Source organism: Flammeovirgaceae bacterium SG7u.111 (assembly GCA_034044135.1).
GTDB lineage: Bacteria > Bacteroidota > Bacteroidia > Cytophagales > Flammeovirgaceae.
This window is the reverse complement of the sequence record CP139021.1, coordinates 5248387-5264054: the sequence shown is the minus strand read 5'-3', so window position 1 is coordinate 5264054 and position 15668 is coordinate 5248387. Positions and strand designations below refer to the sequence as shown.

Below are 15668 nucleotides of genomic sequence, written 5' to 3'. Positions count from 1 at the left end.
AAATCATATTTATCGGCTCACTGCTGTCTATAAAAAAAGATGCTCCTCAATAGCTATTGAGGAGCAAAATAATCAGGGAATATTTTCTAGTTACTTGATTTGTTTCAACAACTCGTCAAGGGTTTTGGCAACACCTACACCTGGAAGTTTGATAGGGGCAGCTACTTCAGCTAAAAAGGTTCCGTTTACTTCACCTTTTTTGTAAGTAGTAAAACCTATACGGTACAGGCCAACAGTTAATGCCTTAGTAGGATCACTAACTTCACTTTCGTATCTAAGCAAAGAGTTGTAGCTGCTTCCACCTGGGTTTTTAGGCATTTCACTGCTGTCGTCATTTCTAGCAAGTGTATACCATGTAGCGTTAGCCACACCTTCTTCAGTAATACCATCTTTTGAAACAATGGTAGAACGCTCTAGGGTGATATATGTATCAAAATAATCTTTTGAATCTTTGTTAGCCAAATAGCCTTCAGACTCAATAGGGTTTTTGATTTTTGTTTTACCAACTGGAGACATCATTCTGATACCTAGCTCAGGAGCTACTGCAGGTACCCATACATAAATGTAATAAAATTTCTTTCCGTCTTTTACCTCGTCTTCGTTACCTGGAGCAGCATGTCCCAAATAAGTAACTACATCAGTGTAAGGAACTGCGATAGTTTTTGGTCCTACTTTTTTGGTGACAGAGCTACCAAAGCTACCTAACTTTTGAGCTTGTGCAGAACTGATAAAGCCTAGGAACAATGCCATTAATAATGTTGAATTCAAAAAATTTTTCATGTTTAATTTTTAAGTGTTTATTGAATTATAAATTACACAAACCTAACCATTGTTGTATTCTGATATTGCATCAAAATAAAGTAAATATTTATAAAACTTTATATCGTACTGTGTATCAGTAGTGATATTTTATTTTGAATATAATGATAATTGTAACTTTAACAATTAACAATTTGTTATTATACAATAGATGGCATGTTTGATAAATCTAGTTCAATAACAAAATAAAAACCGAAATATAAAAAGACAGAAACTCATTTACTTACCTGCTATACTGTGAGTTACTTAGCCTGTAAAGAACAGTTGTTTGGTTAGAAGTCAAATGTTATCTTCATTTTAAATGCGGCAGTGGATGGAATAAATGGACCAGATGAAGTAGGTGTTGGAAGACAAAGGTAAAAAAGGGAATATTGGTTTATGATTTCTAGCACTAACCTAACAATGCCATTGTAAGTAGAAAATCAAGTCAAAATAGTGTTTCCCATCCCCTAGTTTACGGGATTCTTCCTATTCACCGATTATGTAGTACTACAATTAGGATGAATAAATTTGGAAAGACAATTAAAATATTTACTTTTATTTTCAATAGTACAGACGGGAAACCGTAACGCACTTATATTATTTATTGTCGCTAACTAACAACTGTGATTCCCATGTAAAACATGTTGATACATGGTCAGTTTTCAACCTTATTACTACACACATAGCGTGCAATAAATACCACTCAAATCAATATTTAAATTACACTACTACGTATTCATTTATTCTTTAGGAAGGAGACCTATGTCAGTTTCTTCCAGAGGAAGCTATTGTTCCAAGGCTATTTTTTTACCTGCCTTAGGGTTCAGTATTTCACCTTATTGAACAAGTACTAGCAACGGCTTTTAAGATAAGATTATCAATATACAACTCAATTAGTGTCAATTTAAATTTTAACAATTATGAAGCAAGTTTTACTATGTTGCCTGCTCATGCTATGCGGTATGAGTACGGTCTTTGCTCAGGGTAGATCAGTATCCGGGCAAGTAATTTCTGGGGACGATAACACACCGCTGCCAGGTGTAAATGTTATCATTAAAGGCACAAGTAATGGTACTGTAACCGATATTGATGGTAAATTCCGCCTTCAAGTACCTTCCGATAATTCCATACTCGTTTTCTCTTATATTGGTTTTCAACAAACAGAAATAACCGTAGGAGCAAGTAGTACTATCGATGTTTCTATGAAGATAGATAATGAAGTACTGCAAGAGGTAGTGGTAAACGCATTAGGTTTTGAGGTAGAAAAAAGCAAATCGGGTAGTTCCTTCTCTCAAGTGGACGGAGGAAAGTTAATAAACTCAGGTGAGCCTAATTTGCTCAACAGTATTGCTGGTAAAGCATCTGGCGTTAACATAGTTCAGAATAGTGGCGACCCTGGTGCTGGTTCTAGAATTGTAGTAAGGGGAGCGACTTCTATTACGGGAAATATTCAACCTCTTATTGTAATCGACGGTATCCCGGTCAACAACGAGACCCACTTTGGCGAAGGCTGGGGTGGTGCCAATTCCAATAGTGGTTCTGTTGGTAGTGGTGGTGGAGTTACGCAGCAGTCAAGGCTGAACGATATCAACCCCAACGATATAGAGTCGATGGAGATTTTGAAAGGTGCATCAGCAGCTGCCCTTTGGGGTGCGAGGGCTGCCAATGGCGTAATTGTCATTACTACCAAAAAGGGTAAATCTAATGGAGGTAAGCCATTCTCTATTCAATTGAATTCTTCTGTTTCTTTAGATCAGATTAACAAGAAAATCCCATTGAACGAGACCTATGGCCAAGGGTATAGTATGATGTTTAATGAGTCTTCTGGCTATTTTCAACGCTTCTCTTGGGGAGATAGAATAGCCGATAGGCCAGGTGGGGAAGATGAGCGTATAACAGATCCAAATGCAGATGGATACATAGGATATTTTGAATCTGCGAACGGTAACAGGATTTACAGAGTTCCTGATGGAACTGCAACTGATTTGAATGGAGGTAAAAACTCACGTTATACAGGCGATCCTCAAGATTACTTGTTTAAAACAGGAGTAGCATTCAACAACTCTATTTCGTTAAGCTCTGGAGATGATAGGGGCAATATATATTTCAGTTTGTCTAATATAAATCAGAATGGAATAATAAAGGAAAACAGTACCTATGAAAGGACTACCGCTAGGATAAATGCTACTCGGTATATTGGAAAAAGTGTTACGGTTTCAGCCAGTGCGGCTTATTCCAATACCATGTCGGATAGGATTCAGATGGGTTCCAACTTAAGTGGATTATTTTTAGGTGGGTTAAGAACACCCTCAGATTTTGACCCTAGTGATTATATAGGCACCTATACCGATGCCGATGGTAACCAATTCCCAAATGCACAAAGGCATTTTAGAAACCCATGGGGCTCTAAGTTTGTGACAGGAGCCAATGGGGAACTGTATTCGTCTGCCATTTACGATAACCCGCTTTGGATGATGAACAACATCACGAGTACGGCTTCTGTGGATAGGTTCATAGGAAAGCTTGAATTAGGGGTTAATCCTTTCGAATGGTTGGATTTGACCGCAAGGTGGGGGATTGATACCTATACAGATGGTCGTGAAGATTATTTCCCAGCCATATCAGCGGGGGAAAATTCGGGCGGTCGCTATACCAAAGAAACCATTAATGAGCGTCAGATGAACTTAGATTTGATCGCAAATATGCAACATCGTTTCTCAGATAATTTTGAAATAACTGGGTTGATTGGTACCTCGTTGAACCAACGGGTTTTCGATGACCATGGATTAACCATTCTTTCATTTACCAATCCAGATTCTCCTCCAGTATTGAACAATGCTTCTTCTGGCAATTACCAAGGCCTGAGCCGTTTTGAAGAAATTCGTTCTCAAAGTGTGTATGGTTCAGCTACCGTTGGCTTACTCAGTCAAGTGTATATAACTGGTAGTTTGCGTGCGGATGCTTTCTCTACATTGCCAGAGCAGGATAATGTATTTCTCTTTGGCGCAGTAGATGTGGCATGGCAGTTCCATGAGCTAATACCACAAAACAACATACTTACCTTTGGTAAAGTACGAGGCAGTTATGGTCAAGTGGGAAGGTCTCCTGATCCATACATAACCACTACTGATATCATCATTCCTGACCCCGCTTTTAGAGGTTATGGAGAGGGATGGGGAGGAGCTATTGACCCTGCTTCGTATGGTGGAGGTGTAGCAAGGAGCAATGTTGCTGGAAATCCGACTATAGAACCTGAAATAAAGACAGAAACAGAAGTTGGCTTAGATTTACAATTCTTCAAAAACAAGTTCTCCTTAACTGCCAATGCGTATACCAATAAGGTAGACAACGCCATCATCCAAGTAGACCAACCACCAGCTACGGGCTTTGTTTCTCAAGTAGCCAATGCTGCTACTATTGAAAACAAAGGAGTTGAGCTGGAGGCATCATTGCAGCTTATAGACAAAGGAGACTTTAACTGGACAGCCTATGCTAACTGGACTAAAAACCGCAACGAAGTCACAGATATGGCAGGTGTGGAAAGTATCTCATTAGGTGGTTTTTCTGGTACAAGTTCAAGAGCTGTGCTTAATCAACAATTGGGCGTGCTCTGGGGAGCAACCTTTGAAAGGGATGATAATGGCGCATATGTGTTGGACGAGCAAGGTTTCCCTACCCAGTCCAATACTCCGGGAGTAATTGGTGATCCCAACCCAGATTGGAGAGGAGGCTTAGGTACAAGAGTTGGTTGGAAAAACTTCTCATTAAATGTCTTGTTCGAAACCAGCCAAGGTGGTGATATGTGGAATGGTACATTAGGTGCTCTTACTTGGTTTGGTAGAGCAGGCTTCACTACCAATACAGTAACGCTCTCAGAAGCGGAAGCTAATAACCTAGAGGTGTATGGTGGGTCAACCGTAGCTGATTATTACCCACACGTACAAAATGGCGATGGCTCCTATACCGTAAGGGGAGAGGTGAAAGATTTTGGAGGAGGAGATGTGCTCTTAGATGAGAATTGGTATGTAGATGGATTAGGTTCATCTTTCACAGGGCCAGATGAAAGCAGTGTGGAAGATGCTTCATGGACACGTTTGAGGGAGCTTACACTTGCCTACACGTTCAATTCGGCCGCTTTCAGAAGCAAGACCAAACTTCAGAACGTAACCCTTTCATTTACAGGTAGAAACCTTGCTTTATGGACAGATTATTCTGGTGTAGACCCTGATACCAACTTGACTGGTGGTGGTAGAAATGCAATAGGGCTGGATTATTTCAACAACCCAGCAACCCGTTCATTCATCTTTAAACTTTCAGCAACTTATTAATCAGAATCATTATGAAAAAACTTAAATATATTTTATCGGTTTTCCTGATCGTATGTATCGCACCATCCTGCTCCAATTATGTAGATGGGTTTTTAGAAGATCCAAACAATGCCTCAGATGGACCATTGAACGGATTTGTAAGAACAGCTCTTGCTGTATCTATTATCGCACACGAAGGAGAAGATACCCGCTTAGGCTGTATCTGGGCTCAGCAATTTACCGGAGAAGCGTTGCAATACAATGGATATAATATTTACAATATTACAGCGCAGGATTTTGACTGGGATAATAAGTACTATGGTACTATCCAAAACGCAGAGCTCGCTATAGAAAAAGCGGAGTCTGTAAATAACAGATTAGTGATAGGAATAATGCAGGTGGTAAAAGCACATACGTTCGGTATGCTGGCCACTGGCTATGGCGATATTCCTTTTTCAGAAGCTAATAAGTTTTTGGAATTCCCCGATCCTGTTTATGAGGATCAGATGTCTGTTTATTCAGGAGTGAAATCATTGCTAGACGAAGCTATTGCTAACCTAGAAAGTGGTATAGGAATCACTGCTGGCGATTTTGTTTTCGATGGAGATGCGGAGAAATGGATACAAGTAGCCAATACTCTGAAAGCTAGGATGTTTTTGCACACTGGAGAATATGCAAGTGCCATCAGTGCTGCAGAAAACGGTATCCTTGACGCAGAAGATAGCTATAATGCGGTCCATGCCGGAGGTGCTTATAATGGGGACATGAATATTTGGTATTCATTTCAAGTGCAAGATAGACCTGGAGATATGACGGCTACCGATGCGTATCTTCCTCAGCTTCTTGACGACAATAAGGCAGTTTATAGGGGAAATGCTAAAACCGACGAAACGGCTAGGTTCCAGTTTATTTTCGGAGATGTACCTGTCGATGGAAGTAGCTACGATATAAACATTGACGACGGCATGTTTACCCCTACATCGCCTTATCCACTGGTAACCTATGAAGAAAACCTATTGATAATGGCAGAGGCTAAACTTAGAACCTCCGATATGGCTGGGGCGCTGGAAGATTTGAATACGCTAAGAGGGTATTTGGCAACCAAGTATAGCACTACTTACGACGCCTATGTGTTGGCAGACTTTGAGGATGGTGGCATTGCCAACATAGCTGGAAAAACAGCAGAAGAATCTTTGCTAATGGAAATTATAGAAGAGCGCTACGTGAGCTTGGCGGCTCAAATGGAAGTGTTTAACGATTTGAGAAGGACGAAGAATATGTTAGGTCTTACGCCTACAGCAGGAACTCAGTTTCCACAGCGATTCCTCTATCCACAGGATGAGTTAAATACTAACGACAATGCGCCAAATCCAATCCCAGCTCTATTTGAGCCAACAGATTTGTTCAAGTAAGCAATGCTATTTAACTTGTTCTTCTTAGTCAAATAATTGAAGGGGTCTTTTTTGCAGGCCCCTTCTTTTTTGATAGTAAAAGCAGGTAGTTAGCGATTGTACCTTGGCATTCTCTTTTGATCTTAGTTTAGAGCTTAATTTACATCCCTTCTATCAGTACCTCAGAAGAAATTTTCTTAAGCGTAACTTTCTTTTTGGAAATAGAAGAACCTATTACCTTGGGCGCATCTTGCTCCGAAGGGGCAGCAAACCGAACCGAACCGCTTATGGCGGCTAATGCTGCACCCAACATAGGGTCATTTGTATCGCCAAAAGGAACAAGTTCTGAGTTTTCGGATACGGCAATGTCAGGATCGAATCCTGCTGTGTAATCCGAATTACCAATGCTGTTATAAGCTTTCATCACAATTGGTTGCAAAGCCCAGTTGTTTTCGCTGTTGTCATCATCGGTGATAGTGATAGAACCCACATTTTTTCCATAAGTAGTTTCTCCCACTAGGTAGACATTCATATAAGGCTTCAAGCCATTGATTACCAATTCACTAGATGAAGCAGAGCTACCTGTCACAATGAAATAAACACTACTGATCTGTCCCCCAATATTTCCGCTCAAATCGCTAAAATATTGATTGAAATAAGACACTCCATAGTAATTTTCTATTTCTTCCTGCAAAGCATCATTATATTCTTCCTTGAAAAACAATAAATTGGAGCTCACGCCAGTGCCTATCAAACTTGCCAAGGTAACAGCTGAGGTCACGTATCCTCCTGGGTTATAGCGCAAATCCACAATAAGTTCGTTAACTCCTTGCGTTTTGAATTCGGTGAATATTTCGTTCAATTTGTCGTCATATTCAGTTCCTGTGGAGTTGTTTGGAGCAGGAATGAACTGGTTATACACAAGGTAGCCAACGGTCATCCCGTCAACTTGGTAAACCGTATCTAGGAAAATAGGATCTTCCTGAAGCACCGTTGCGCTCAAGTCAACCACCTCGCCTGTTTCTACTAAGCCTGTATTTTCTTGTTCCACCAAAGTAATAGCCATGTCGGTGGTATAAAACAAGAGGTCGACATAGTTTTCATCGGTAATAGTAGTCCCGTTTACCTTGGTAAACATATCCCCCCGTTGCAAGCCAGCATCAGCTGCCGGCGAGCCCGGAATGGTGTAAATAATTTGGGCGAGCACTTCATTTCCAGTGCTGGAAACATAGAATAGCCTATATTCCATCCCAGTAGATGTAGTTTCACCAGAAAGGGAAGAAGTCAGCTCATCCGCATCTTCGCTGATGAAAGAAAACCGGTCTCCTTGAGGATTGGTAGATTCGTCGTAAGTATTCAAAAGTGATTCGAAGTAGGCACTCGGTTCGAGTGTTAGGTCGGTTTCTTCGGGAATTTCCTCGGTCCAGTAATAGTAATAATCCATATTCGCCAAAATCCAATTATTCACATAGGCGTATTCATTGGTTGTGGTCGAATCTGTTTCAATAGTTGAGCCAGTTGTGGTTGTTGGTGCAAGTGCCTCTTCCTCAGAACAAGACGATAAAAGCATGATTGGGGCAAATAGTGCTACCAATAATAGTTTCTTTTTTAAATTGATGATCATAGTTCTTAAACCTAAGAGTGTTTAAAAGACACTTCCCTAGCGCGTTTCTGTGGTTGGAAGTGTTGTTAGTTTATGCTTAGTGCCCTTTCAGTTGTTAAAAGACATGCATAGTTAGCTTTAGGTTTGGAAGCAAGGAAGAGAAATCAACCAACCTTAAGGTTTTCTAAATGAATGGAAGGGTTTTGATTACGAGCAAAAATGGTGGTTGATGAAATTTAGATGAGAGAAGATAATCTTGCTGATTCAGTGAAATTACTTGACGGAGGAATAATTGTTATTGATTTGTTTTTTGTTATATTGCTGGTAATGTTTATTAAAATTCACTTGCCTCTCAATAAAAAGCCATGAAAAGACTTCTGTTTGTATGCTTCTTGTTTCCTGCGATCAGCTCATTTTCGCAAAGCATTATTTTTTTCAACTCTCCAACCGTAAAAGACACGATCAAACTCACCCCAGACACCCTTTATTATTCATTAAGCTATTATCTACAAGACGAACCTGGGGTACTTTATAAAAAAACATATTATAAAGGTTTAAGAGAAGGAGTTACGTTCAAAAAGCAGAATATAATTGAGACAAAAGTAACAAGTTTTATTGGGCTTGACAGTGTGAGAGAGTTTATCTACGATGAACAGTGGGAGCTGATAGGAGAGCGGTTATTAAGTGGGAAAGAAGTGGATAGCGCATCATCATTTTCGAAATTAGAATATGCTAAAGCGGATATAGTTTTTGGGGAAACGGTAAAGTTGATAGAGGGAAAAAAAGGCAAGAAAAAAACGCTTAAGCTATTATTGAGTAATGACCTACCTCAAAATAATTATTTCCAACTACTCTCAAAAGACAGTCACCTGATAGTTCCAGATGGGCGGATTTTTATGGAGCACAGATCTGAGTTGCTCGTAGAACTGGAGGTCAGCTTTGAATCGGGATTCTGGGAGTATGAATTGGAAATGTTAGCAGCCAATGGTAAGTCCCAAAAAATGAACATCGAAGTAATTGGATATGATTTGTCAAAAGATGATTTTGTGGGTGTAGAAGAGCTTTCAAGCAGAGAGGAAGTCGTTCTCTCAAATGGTGTTGATATTTTTATCGAGACCCCTAATAATGAAAAACTGCTAAAGGTTCGTGGCAACGAAAAAGAGGAGAATATCCCTTTAACACAGGTGGTAAATAAGCTAAGCAAAAAGAGAGCTTTGCAAGATGGTAATTATATTTTTGAATTAGTCGATCTTGCAAAGGGAAGCAAGTCTTTTTGCAAGGTAAAGCTTGTGTGGCCAAATTAGTAGAGACGCAATAATTTGCGTCTCTTTTGCATTTACAAACACTCATCCATGCACTCCCTAATAATGGCAGCAGCTTTGCGGATTTCCTCTTCTATAATGATCAGCGGCGGGGCAATTCGGAAGCTGTTTTTGGTGGAAAGAAACCAATAGCCGATCACGCCTCGCTCAATGCATTTTTCAACCACCTTGTTCACAACCTCGAACGAGTCTAGCTCAATGGCGAACATCAAACCGATGGAGCGGATTTCCTTCACCAATGGATGCTGTAACAATTCTCGGAAGAGCTGCCCCTTCTGATGGACGTGATCGAGAATATTTTCTTCCAAGAGCACTTCCAAAGCGGCATGTGCCGCCGCACAGCATACTGGATGCCCACCAAACGTAGTGATATGTCCAAGCGGAGGGTTATTAGTAAAGGATTTCATCAGCTCATGGGAAGCGGAAAAAGCGCCGATCGGCATTCCTCCGCCAAGCGCCTTGCCCATGGTGAGGATATCGGGAACGACATCAAATTGCTCAAAGGCGAAGAGGCTACCCGTCCGACCGAAACCCGTTTGGATTTCATCGAAAATGAGCAGCGTACCCGTTTCATCGCAGCGTTTGCGGAGCGCTTTTAGGTAACTTTTATCGGGGATTCGCACCCCAGCATCACCTTGCACAGGCTCGATGATGACGGCTGCGGTTTTGGTAGTGATTTGGGTTAAATCTTCTTCTACATTAAAATGGATAAACTTTACATCGGGTAACAAGGGACGAAAAGCTTGTTTTTTGACCTCATTGCCCGAAACGCTGAGCGAGCCATGAGTATTGCCGTGGTAAGAACGGTAGCAAGAAATAAGCTCGGTGCGCCCAGTTGCCCGTTTGGCAAGCTTGAGCGCAGCTTCATTGGCTTCCGTACCCGAATTGACAATGTAGGTAGTTTCCAATTGTTTGGGCAGCACTTCGGCTAGCTTTTGGACGAGGGCAAGCTGTGGCGCTTGTAGGTATTCCCCATACACCATCACAAACGTATGTTTCTCCACCTGATCGTGGATCGCTTTTTTTACTTTCGGGTTGCCATGCCCCAAATGGCTCACGCCTATCCCCGAGATCAGGTCCATATACGCCCTGCCCGATTTGTCGTAGAGGTAAATGCCCTCTGTCCGCTCTATTTCTAAGCCAACAGGCATCTCGCTAGTCTGCGCGAGGTGTTGGAAGAAGATGTCTTTCGCATTGTCCATGCGGCAAATTTAGGAAGGAAATTGGTAAAGGAATAATGGAGGCCGTTTCTGATTTTTTATGGGGTTTTGTACATTAGTCTGAAATAGCTAATTGCATAAAGATGACAATCAGATTACAAACAAAATTATTTATTTTATTTTTTTCATTGGGGCTAGATGCCTGTGGAACCAAACACAAGAAAGTAATTGAGCGCTCATACAACTTTGGTGAAATTCAAAGGACTACAGAATTACTCTTGAATATTAAAGATGAAAATTACCAATATGGCCTATTCTTGGATGATGGCAGCTATAATATCAGCTATGAGTTTAAATTTAATCCGTCAGAAAAATCACTAGTATTCTTTGATATCGATTGTAAACCTATTGATTCAAAAGCTTTTATTTTCAACGACAAAAGTTATATTATTCATAATTTCCTTTACGACGATCCCAATGCTATTGACGAAGAACTTAATATTTATTTCAATAAGGAATTTGGACTGATGGCATTTAGAGAACTAATATTTAATGGGCATATCACATGGACTAATTCCAATGCTCAACTAATCCAAAAACTGGAATTTGACTCAACTGGTTTCTTTTACCGTAGTTTCAAAAGGTGAAAAAAGAATTTAAATGCAAGGAGTATCTCACTCAAGTAGGCAAGGTGTTGGAAGAAGATGCCTTTTGCATTATCCATGTGGCAAAGGGAGAGATTTTATTATAGTGCTTCCGTCTATAGAGTAAGATATGGTGTATATTTATTTTTTTATTAAAAACAATATCCTTTAATCAATTTAAAGGTCAAAAATTCTAAAACCAGATACATACATAAGATGAAAATCACATCTACAAAGGTCAATTCAATTGCAGTAATAATAAATACAATTGCAATCTTGGCGACCACTTTCTCTACAAACAGCTCTACTGAGTACGTTCTATTGTTTTTAATAATTATATCTATCATAATAAATATAGTCTTAATCTTTAAAAGATTAATTACATCTAAAATAATAAAGTTAATAAACAAACAAGAGATAAAAGCGATACCTTCTCCACCAGAAAACGAATATAATAACCATTTTTATGATCGATTCTTTAATGAAATTAGCAATTCTAAACGTAATATCTACATAGTTGGAAGAGGTTTAGCATGTGTTGATAAGAAAGAAAAGGAAATTGCTGATAGGTTCTATGATAACCTAAACCAATCCTTAAAAAAAGGAGTAACTGTTGTTAGAATCCAAGCTACAAAAGATATCAGTGAATATTGGGCAGAAAAAATGGCTCAATTAATATCTTATTATCCAAATTTTAAATTTTACGTTTTATTAGATGAAGGAAAACACATTACAAGTACTTGTGTATTTGATCCGGATAATTCTAAAAAAAATGCAGTAAAAATATCAATCCCAATATTCAAATCCTTTGGGTTAAACAAAAATACTATTGCAGGACCATCAGTTTTTATTTACCGTAACTTAAAATTATCTGCTGATATTAAAGAGCAAATAGTAAAATTGGCAGATGAAAAAATGTCTCTTTTTATAGATAGAAGTAAATTTAAAACAACAGATGATAACCTTGAGACAGCAAAGAAAATCTATAAGTACTTAGTAAGCCTGAAGTCTAAACACGACCCCAATTCAAATGGAATTATTCGGGTCTTAGAGGAAAAAACATTATCATGGAAGATTATAAATGGCACAGACGCTATTTACAAAGTTGTAGAACAAGAATTTAACCATAGAACTAACTTTAATGATATATTAAAAATAGATATCCTTGGTTACACCTTATTTTCAGTTGTAACACAAATAGAAGGTTGGTTAGACCAAGACTTTCTTAATAATGTTGAAATGAACCTTTTCTATATTGATCCAAGTTTCGCTGAAAAGAGTAGTTCAATTAATTCTAGTTGGAAAAAATCCATAGATACTAATATTGATATTATAAATGGGTTTAAAGAGGAAAACCAAAAAATCTTAAACACGAAAAATGTCAACATAAATTTATATTCTTACACTAAAACCCCAGGTGTACATGGGTTTTGTTTCAATGATACAAAGTACTTTTTCTCATTTGCTTCTTGGGATGAAAAAGGTCAAATTAAATACCCAAGGACAGATAAGTTTTTTTTATTGAATGAGGAAGACGGTTCATCATCCGGCAAAATTCTAAAAGACTTATTCAAAAATTGGAAAGAATATAACTACTCAAAGCCTGTTTAAACTTTAAACAGGCCCCAAGCTCGACTTTAGCCATTTGACAACTGTTGAAAAGCTTTGTTTAAAGCAAAACAAGACATGTTTTTAATTATCAACTTCACTTTAAATAGTCGCCCTGTTCGCAGATTTCCCGCCTTGAACATTATAAATACAAAATAAGCCAACCGAAAACCGCCCCAATCTTATGAAAGAGATGTGCTAGCTAATCTCCAAAACACTTGCGGAGAAAAACACCTCTATTCTCCTTAAATTTGCGGAGAATAACCTCTATATTTATCGCAAATTACTAGTTATGGCAAAGTACATATATGAATACGACCAATGGCCTAAATTTACTTGGGATGATAAACAGCTAAGCGTAATTCTTGGTAAAGTCAGGCACCTTCAAGGAGTGATTTATGGACAAATGAGGGGGCTTGGTTTTTCAATTAAGGAAGAAACAATGCTTTCTACGTTGACCTTAGATGTATTGAAATCATCTGAAATTGAAGGTGAAATATTGAACTACGAACAAGTACGTTCGTCAATTGCTAGAAGGCTTGGGCTAGCATATGCGGGAATGGTTCATGTGGACAGAAATGTGGAGGGAGTAGTTGAAATGGTGCTTGATGCTACGCAGAGATATGACAAACCGCTTGACCATGAACGGATATTTGGCTGGCATGCAGCTTTATTTCCGACAGGATGGAGTGGGATACATAGAATTGCCACTGGTTGCTATCGTGATGGTGAAATGCAAGTAGTATCTGGTCCAATGGGAAGGGAGAGAATTCATTTTCAAGCTCCATCTCCACAAGTTGTAAAAAAAGAAATGGATGCATTCTTGGACTGGTTTGACCAAAACCCTGAAACCGATGGGGTTTTAAAAGCTGCAATTGCCCATTTTTGGTTTATCATCATCCACCCGTTTGATGATGGCAATGGGCGAATTGCCAGAGCAATTTCTGACATGCTGCTTGCTCGTGCCGAAGAAACGTCTCAAAGGTTTTATAGCTTTTCTAATCAAATTTTATCAGAAAAAAAGAAATACTATGCTGTCTTGCAAAATGTACAACATAGTTCTGGTGACATTACCGAATGGTTGGATTGGTTCTTAAACTGTTTGTATAAAGCATTATTGAACACAGAGGAAACGCTAAAACGTGTTCTCCAAAAGGCAGATTTTTGGGATGGTCACAAAGAAACAGTACTAAATAGCCGACAGAGGTTGATGTTGAATAAACTATTGGATGGATTTGATGGTAAATTGAAATCGTCCAAATGGGCTAAGATCACCAAATGTTCAGCAGATACTGCTCTTCGAGATATAAAAGATTTAATAGATAAAGGAATTCTGAAACAAGAAGAATCTGGGGGACGAAGCACAAATTATGAACTAGTATTGGAATAAAGAAAGTCCTATCATAAGATGTGCCAGCCACCGAATAACCCCTGACTTCTTCCTGATTCGAAGAAAAAATTTGAAGAGTGGTGTACTAACAGCGTTAGTTGCCTGCCTCAAAACCGATGGGGATTAGGCTTGCCAAAAATGGCAGAGGCTCTTGCTTCTAGATTATCCTAAGAGTTAGAAAAATGAAACTAATCCTATAACAAGATAAATCATCCTCAACCTTTTACTTCCTCTTCCTTCGCAAGGATTTCATTTCCCCGATACTGATGGTTTTTGTCTTTATAAATTAGGGAATCATCGTTGAGCGGACCAAAGGTGGCGAGGTCAGCTTCTTTTAATATCTTGCCTTCGGCATAAATATGATTTTTGTCTTTTGCATAACAGGCGTACTCAAATAATTCAAAGCTTTCAATATCAACATGCTCCATGGGCAGGCCAGCGTAGTAAATATGGTTTTTGTCCCTCGCATAATACGTTGGGTCCATCACTTCAAACGTAGCGGCATGCGCACCCTCCAAGTAGTTGTTTTGATAAACCACTTTGTCGTCAAATATAAAATAGTCTTCATCCAAGTCCTCAAAGGAGGAAAGGTCCTCATAAGCGTATGCAAACAACTTATTTGCCAGCTCGTTTTCCACGTACATCTTAAAGTCATAGATATGCAATTGGTCTGCAATTAGGCTTTTATTCAGTTTTCGGGTAGCAGAGGGATCTATGTCAGAAGCAATCAGGTCGTTATCGTTTTGCATCCAAACACATTTGCTGTCTTTGCAAAAGTTCTTGTTGATTATCTCAAAGCTTTCATACTCCACATCGACAAATTTGTGACGGTAAAAAAAATGACGATCGTCCTTTGCCCAATCATCATTTATTGGTTCGTAAGTAGTAGGGTTGGCTTTTTCAATTCGGTGCAGTTTCGCCTTTGGATCTGGGTTTTCATCCGGTTCATCAAACGGGCTGTAAACATACTCGGCAGGGACATACACATGGTTTTTGTCTAAGCAATAATAATCGTCTACCACCCTCAGCGATTCTTTGTCTGCTTCTTGGTCTATAATAGATGATTTGTAATACAGATGGTCTTTGTCCTTGGCAAAGTTGCGTGCCAGCACCTTGAAGGAATTTGGGTCAGCATCCATTTTGGCGTTGCCAAGTTCAAACCAATTTCCCATTGGGCTATAACGTATAGCTTGTTTATTCCGGGAAAAATAATAGTTGTCCGAAAGCTCCTTGTCCACCGCCCCTGCAAAGGGACTGAAAGCCCGCCCAATGAGCGAAATCATCCCTAGGAGCAAAAATGCTAAAGGTGATTGCTCCATATTGGCTACTGCTTTAATGATCAAGTTCAGCAGAACTATAGAAACAATGACGGTTGTGTAAGGATATTGATAATATAAATGCATGGGCAAATATACCGTAAACCGATGTAAAGCGCAGGTGCA

General features: G+C 39.2%; 10 protein-coding genes. 6 read left to right on the top strand and 4 right to left on the bottom strand.

The window, feature by feature from the left end:
- Positions 1 to 90: 90 nt before the first annotated feature.
- The gene (locus R9C00_20405; GenBank protein ID WPO34065.1) at positions 91 to 780 is read right to left on the bottom strand and encodes a Lipl32 family lipoprotein; all 690 of its coding nucleotides are present in this window, start codon (positions 778 to 780) and stop codon (positions 91 to 93) included.
- Between the two features lie 941 nt (positions 781 to 1721).
- Here R9C00_20405 and R9C00_20400 point away from each other — a divergent pair.
- Entirely contained in the window at positions 1722 to 5129 is a 3408-nt protein-coding gene (locus R9C00_20400; protein ID WPO34064.1) for a SusC/RagA family TonB-linked outer membrane protein, read from the top strand.
- An 11-nt stretch (positions 5130 to 5140) separates the two neighbouring features.
- The gene (locus R9C00_20395) at positions 5141 to 6520 is read left to right on the top strand and encodes a SusD/RagB family nutrient-binding outer membrane lipoprotein (protein ID WPO34063.1); all 1380 of its coding nucleotides are present in this window, start codon (positions 5141 to 5143) and stop codon (positions 6518 to 6520) included.
- Between the two features lie 139 nt (positions 6521 to 6659).
- Here the strand turns inward: R9C00_20395 and R9C00_20390 are convergent, their stop codons facing one another.
- Positions 6660 to 8123 carry a S41 family peptidase gene (locus tag R9C00_20390; protein WPO34062.1) on the bottom strand — a complete coding sequence of 488 codons (1464 nt, stop codon included), beginning with the start codon at positions 8121 to 8123 and terminating at the stop codon, positions 6660 to 6662.
- A gap of 344 nt (positions 8124 to 8467) precedes the next feature.
- Here R9C00_20390 and R9C00_20385 point away from each other — a divergent pair, with 344 nt between their 5' ends.
- The gene (locus tag R9C00_20385) at positions 8468 to 9406 is read left to right on the top strand and encodes a hypothetical protein (GenBank protein ID WPO34061.1); all 939 of its coding nucleotides are present in this window, start codon (positions 8468 to 8470) and stop codon (positions 9404 to 9406) included.
- 32 nt (positions 9407 to 9438) lie between these two features.
- On the opposite strand, the gene R9C00_20380 is transcribed toward R9C00_20385, so the two are convergent.
- Positions 9439 to 10626 (bottom strand): aspartate aminotransferase family protein, encoded by a 1188-nt coding sequence (locus R9C00_20380; protein WPO34060.1) that lies wholly within the window; start codon positions 10624 to 10626, stop codon positions 9439 to 9441.
- Positions 10627 to 10727: 101 nt separating this feature from the next.
- Between R9C00_20380 and R9C00_20375 the strand changes: the two genes are divergently transcribed.
- From R9C00_20375 to R9C00_20365, 3 genes are all read left to right on the top strand, one after another.
- On the top strand, positions 10728 to 11231 hold the full coding sequence (locus R9C00_20375; protein WPO34059.1) for a hypothetical protein: 504 nt from the start codon (positions 10728 to 10730) through the stop codon (positions 11229 to 11231).
- Between the two features lie 213 nt (positions 11232 to 11444).
- On the top strand, positions 11445 to 12839 hold the full coding sequence (locus R9C00_20370) for a hypothetical protein (GenBank protein ID WPO34058.1): 1395 nt from the start codon (positions 11445 to 11447) through the stop codon (positions 12837 to 12839).
- A gap of 289 nt (positions 12840 to 13128) precedes the next feature.
- Positions 13129 to 14226, top strand: a complete 1098-nt coding sequence (locus R9C00_20365) for a Fic family protein (protein WPO34057.1) — start codon at positions 13129 to 13131, stop codon at positions 14224 to 14226.
- Positions 14227 to 14441: 215 nt separating this feature from the next.
- On the opposite strand, the gene R9C00_20360 is transcribed toward R9C00_20365, so the two are convergent.
- Positions 14442 to 15629, bottom strand: coding sequence for a DKNYY domain-containing protein (locus R9C00_20360; GenBank protein WPO34056.1), 1188 nt, complete (start codon positions 15627 to 15629; stop codon positions 14442 to 14444).
- Positions 15630 to 15668 lie beyond the last annotated feature (39 nt).

What these genes read in the sequence shown, in the direction of transcription:
- R9C00_20405 (WPO34065.1), bottom strand. Translation starts at nt 780, where the DNA reads ATGAAAAATTTTTTGAATTCAACATTATTAATGGCATTGTTCCTAGGC.
- R9C00_20400 (WPO34064.1), top strand. Translation starts at nt 1,722, where the DNA reads ATGAAGCAAGTTTTACTATGTTGCCTGCTCATGCTATGCGGTATGAGT.
- R9C00_20395 (WPO34063.1), top strand. Translation starts at nt 5,141, where the DNA reads ATGAAAAAACTTAAATATATTTTATCGGTTTTCCTGATCGTATGTATC.
- R9C00_20390 (WPO34062.1), bottom strand. Translation starts at nt 8,123, where the DNA reads ATGATCATCAATTTAAAAAAGAAACTATTATTGGTAGCACTATTTGCC.
- R9C00_20385 (WPO34061.1), top strand. Translation starts at nt 8,468, where the DNA reads ATGAAAAGACTTCTGTTTGTATGCTTCTTGTTTCCTGCGATCAGCTCA.
- R9C00_20380 (WPO34060.1), bottom strand. Translation starts at nt 10,626, where the DNA reads ATGGACAATGCGAAAGACATCTTCTTCCAACACCTCGCGCAGACTAGC.
- R9C00_20375 (WPO34059.1), top strand. Translation starts at nt 10,728, where the DNA reads ATGACAATCAGATTACAAACAAAATTATTTATTTTATTTTTTTCATTG.
- R9C00_20370 (WPO34058.1), top strand. Translation starts at nt 11,445, where the DNA reads ATGAAAATCACATCTACAAAGGTCAATTCAATTGCAGTAATAATAAAT.
- R9C00_20365 (WPO34057.1), top strand. Translation starts at nt 13,129, where the DNA reads ATGGCAAAGTACATATATGAATACGACCAATGGCCTAAATTTACTTGG.
- R9C00_20360 (WPO34056.1), bottom strand. Translation starts at nt 15,629, where the DNA reads ATGCATTTATATTATCAATATCCTTACACAACCGTCATTGTTTCTATA.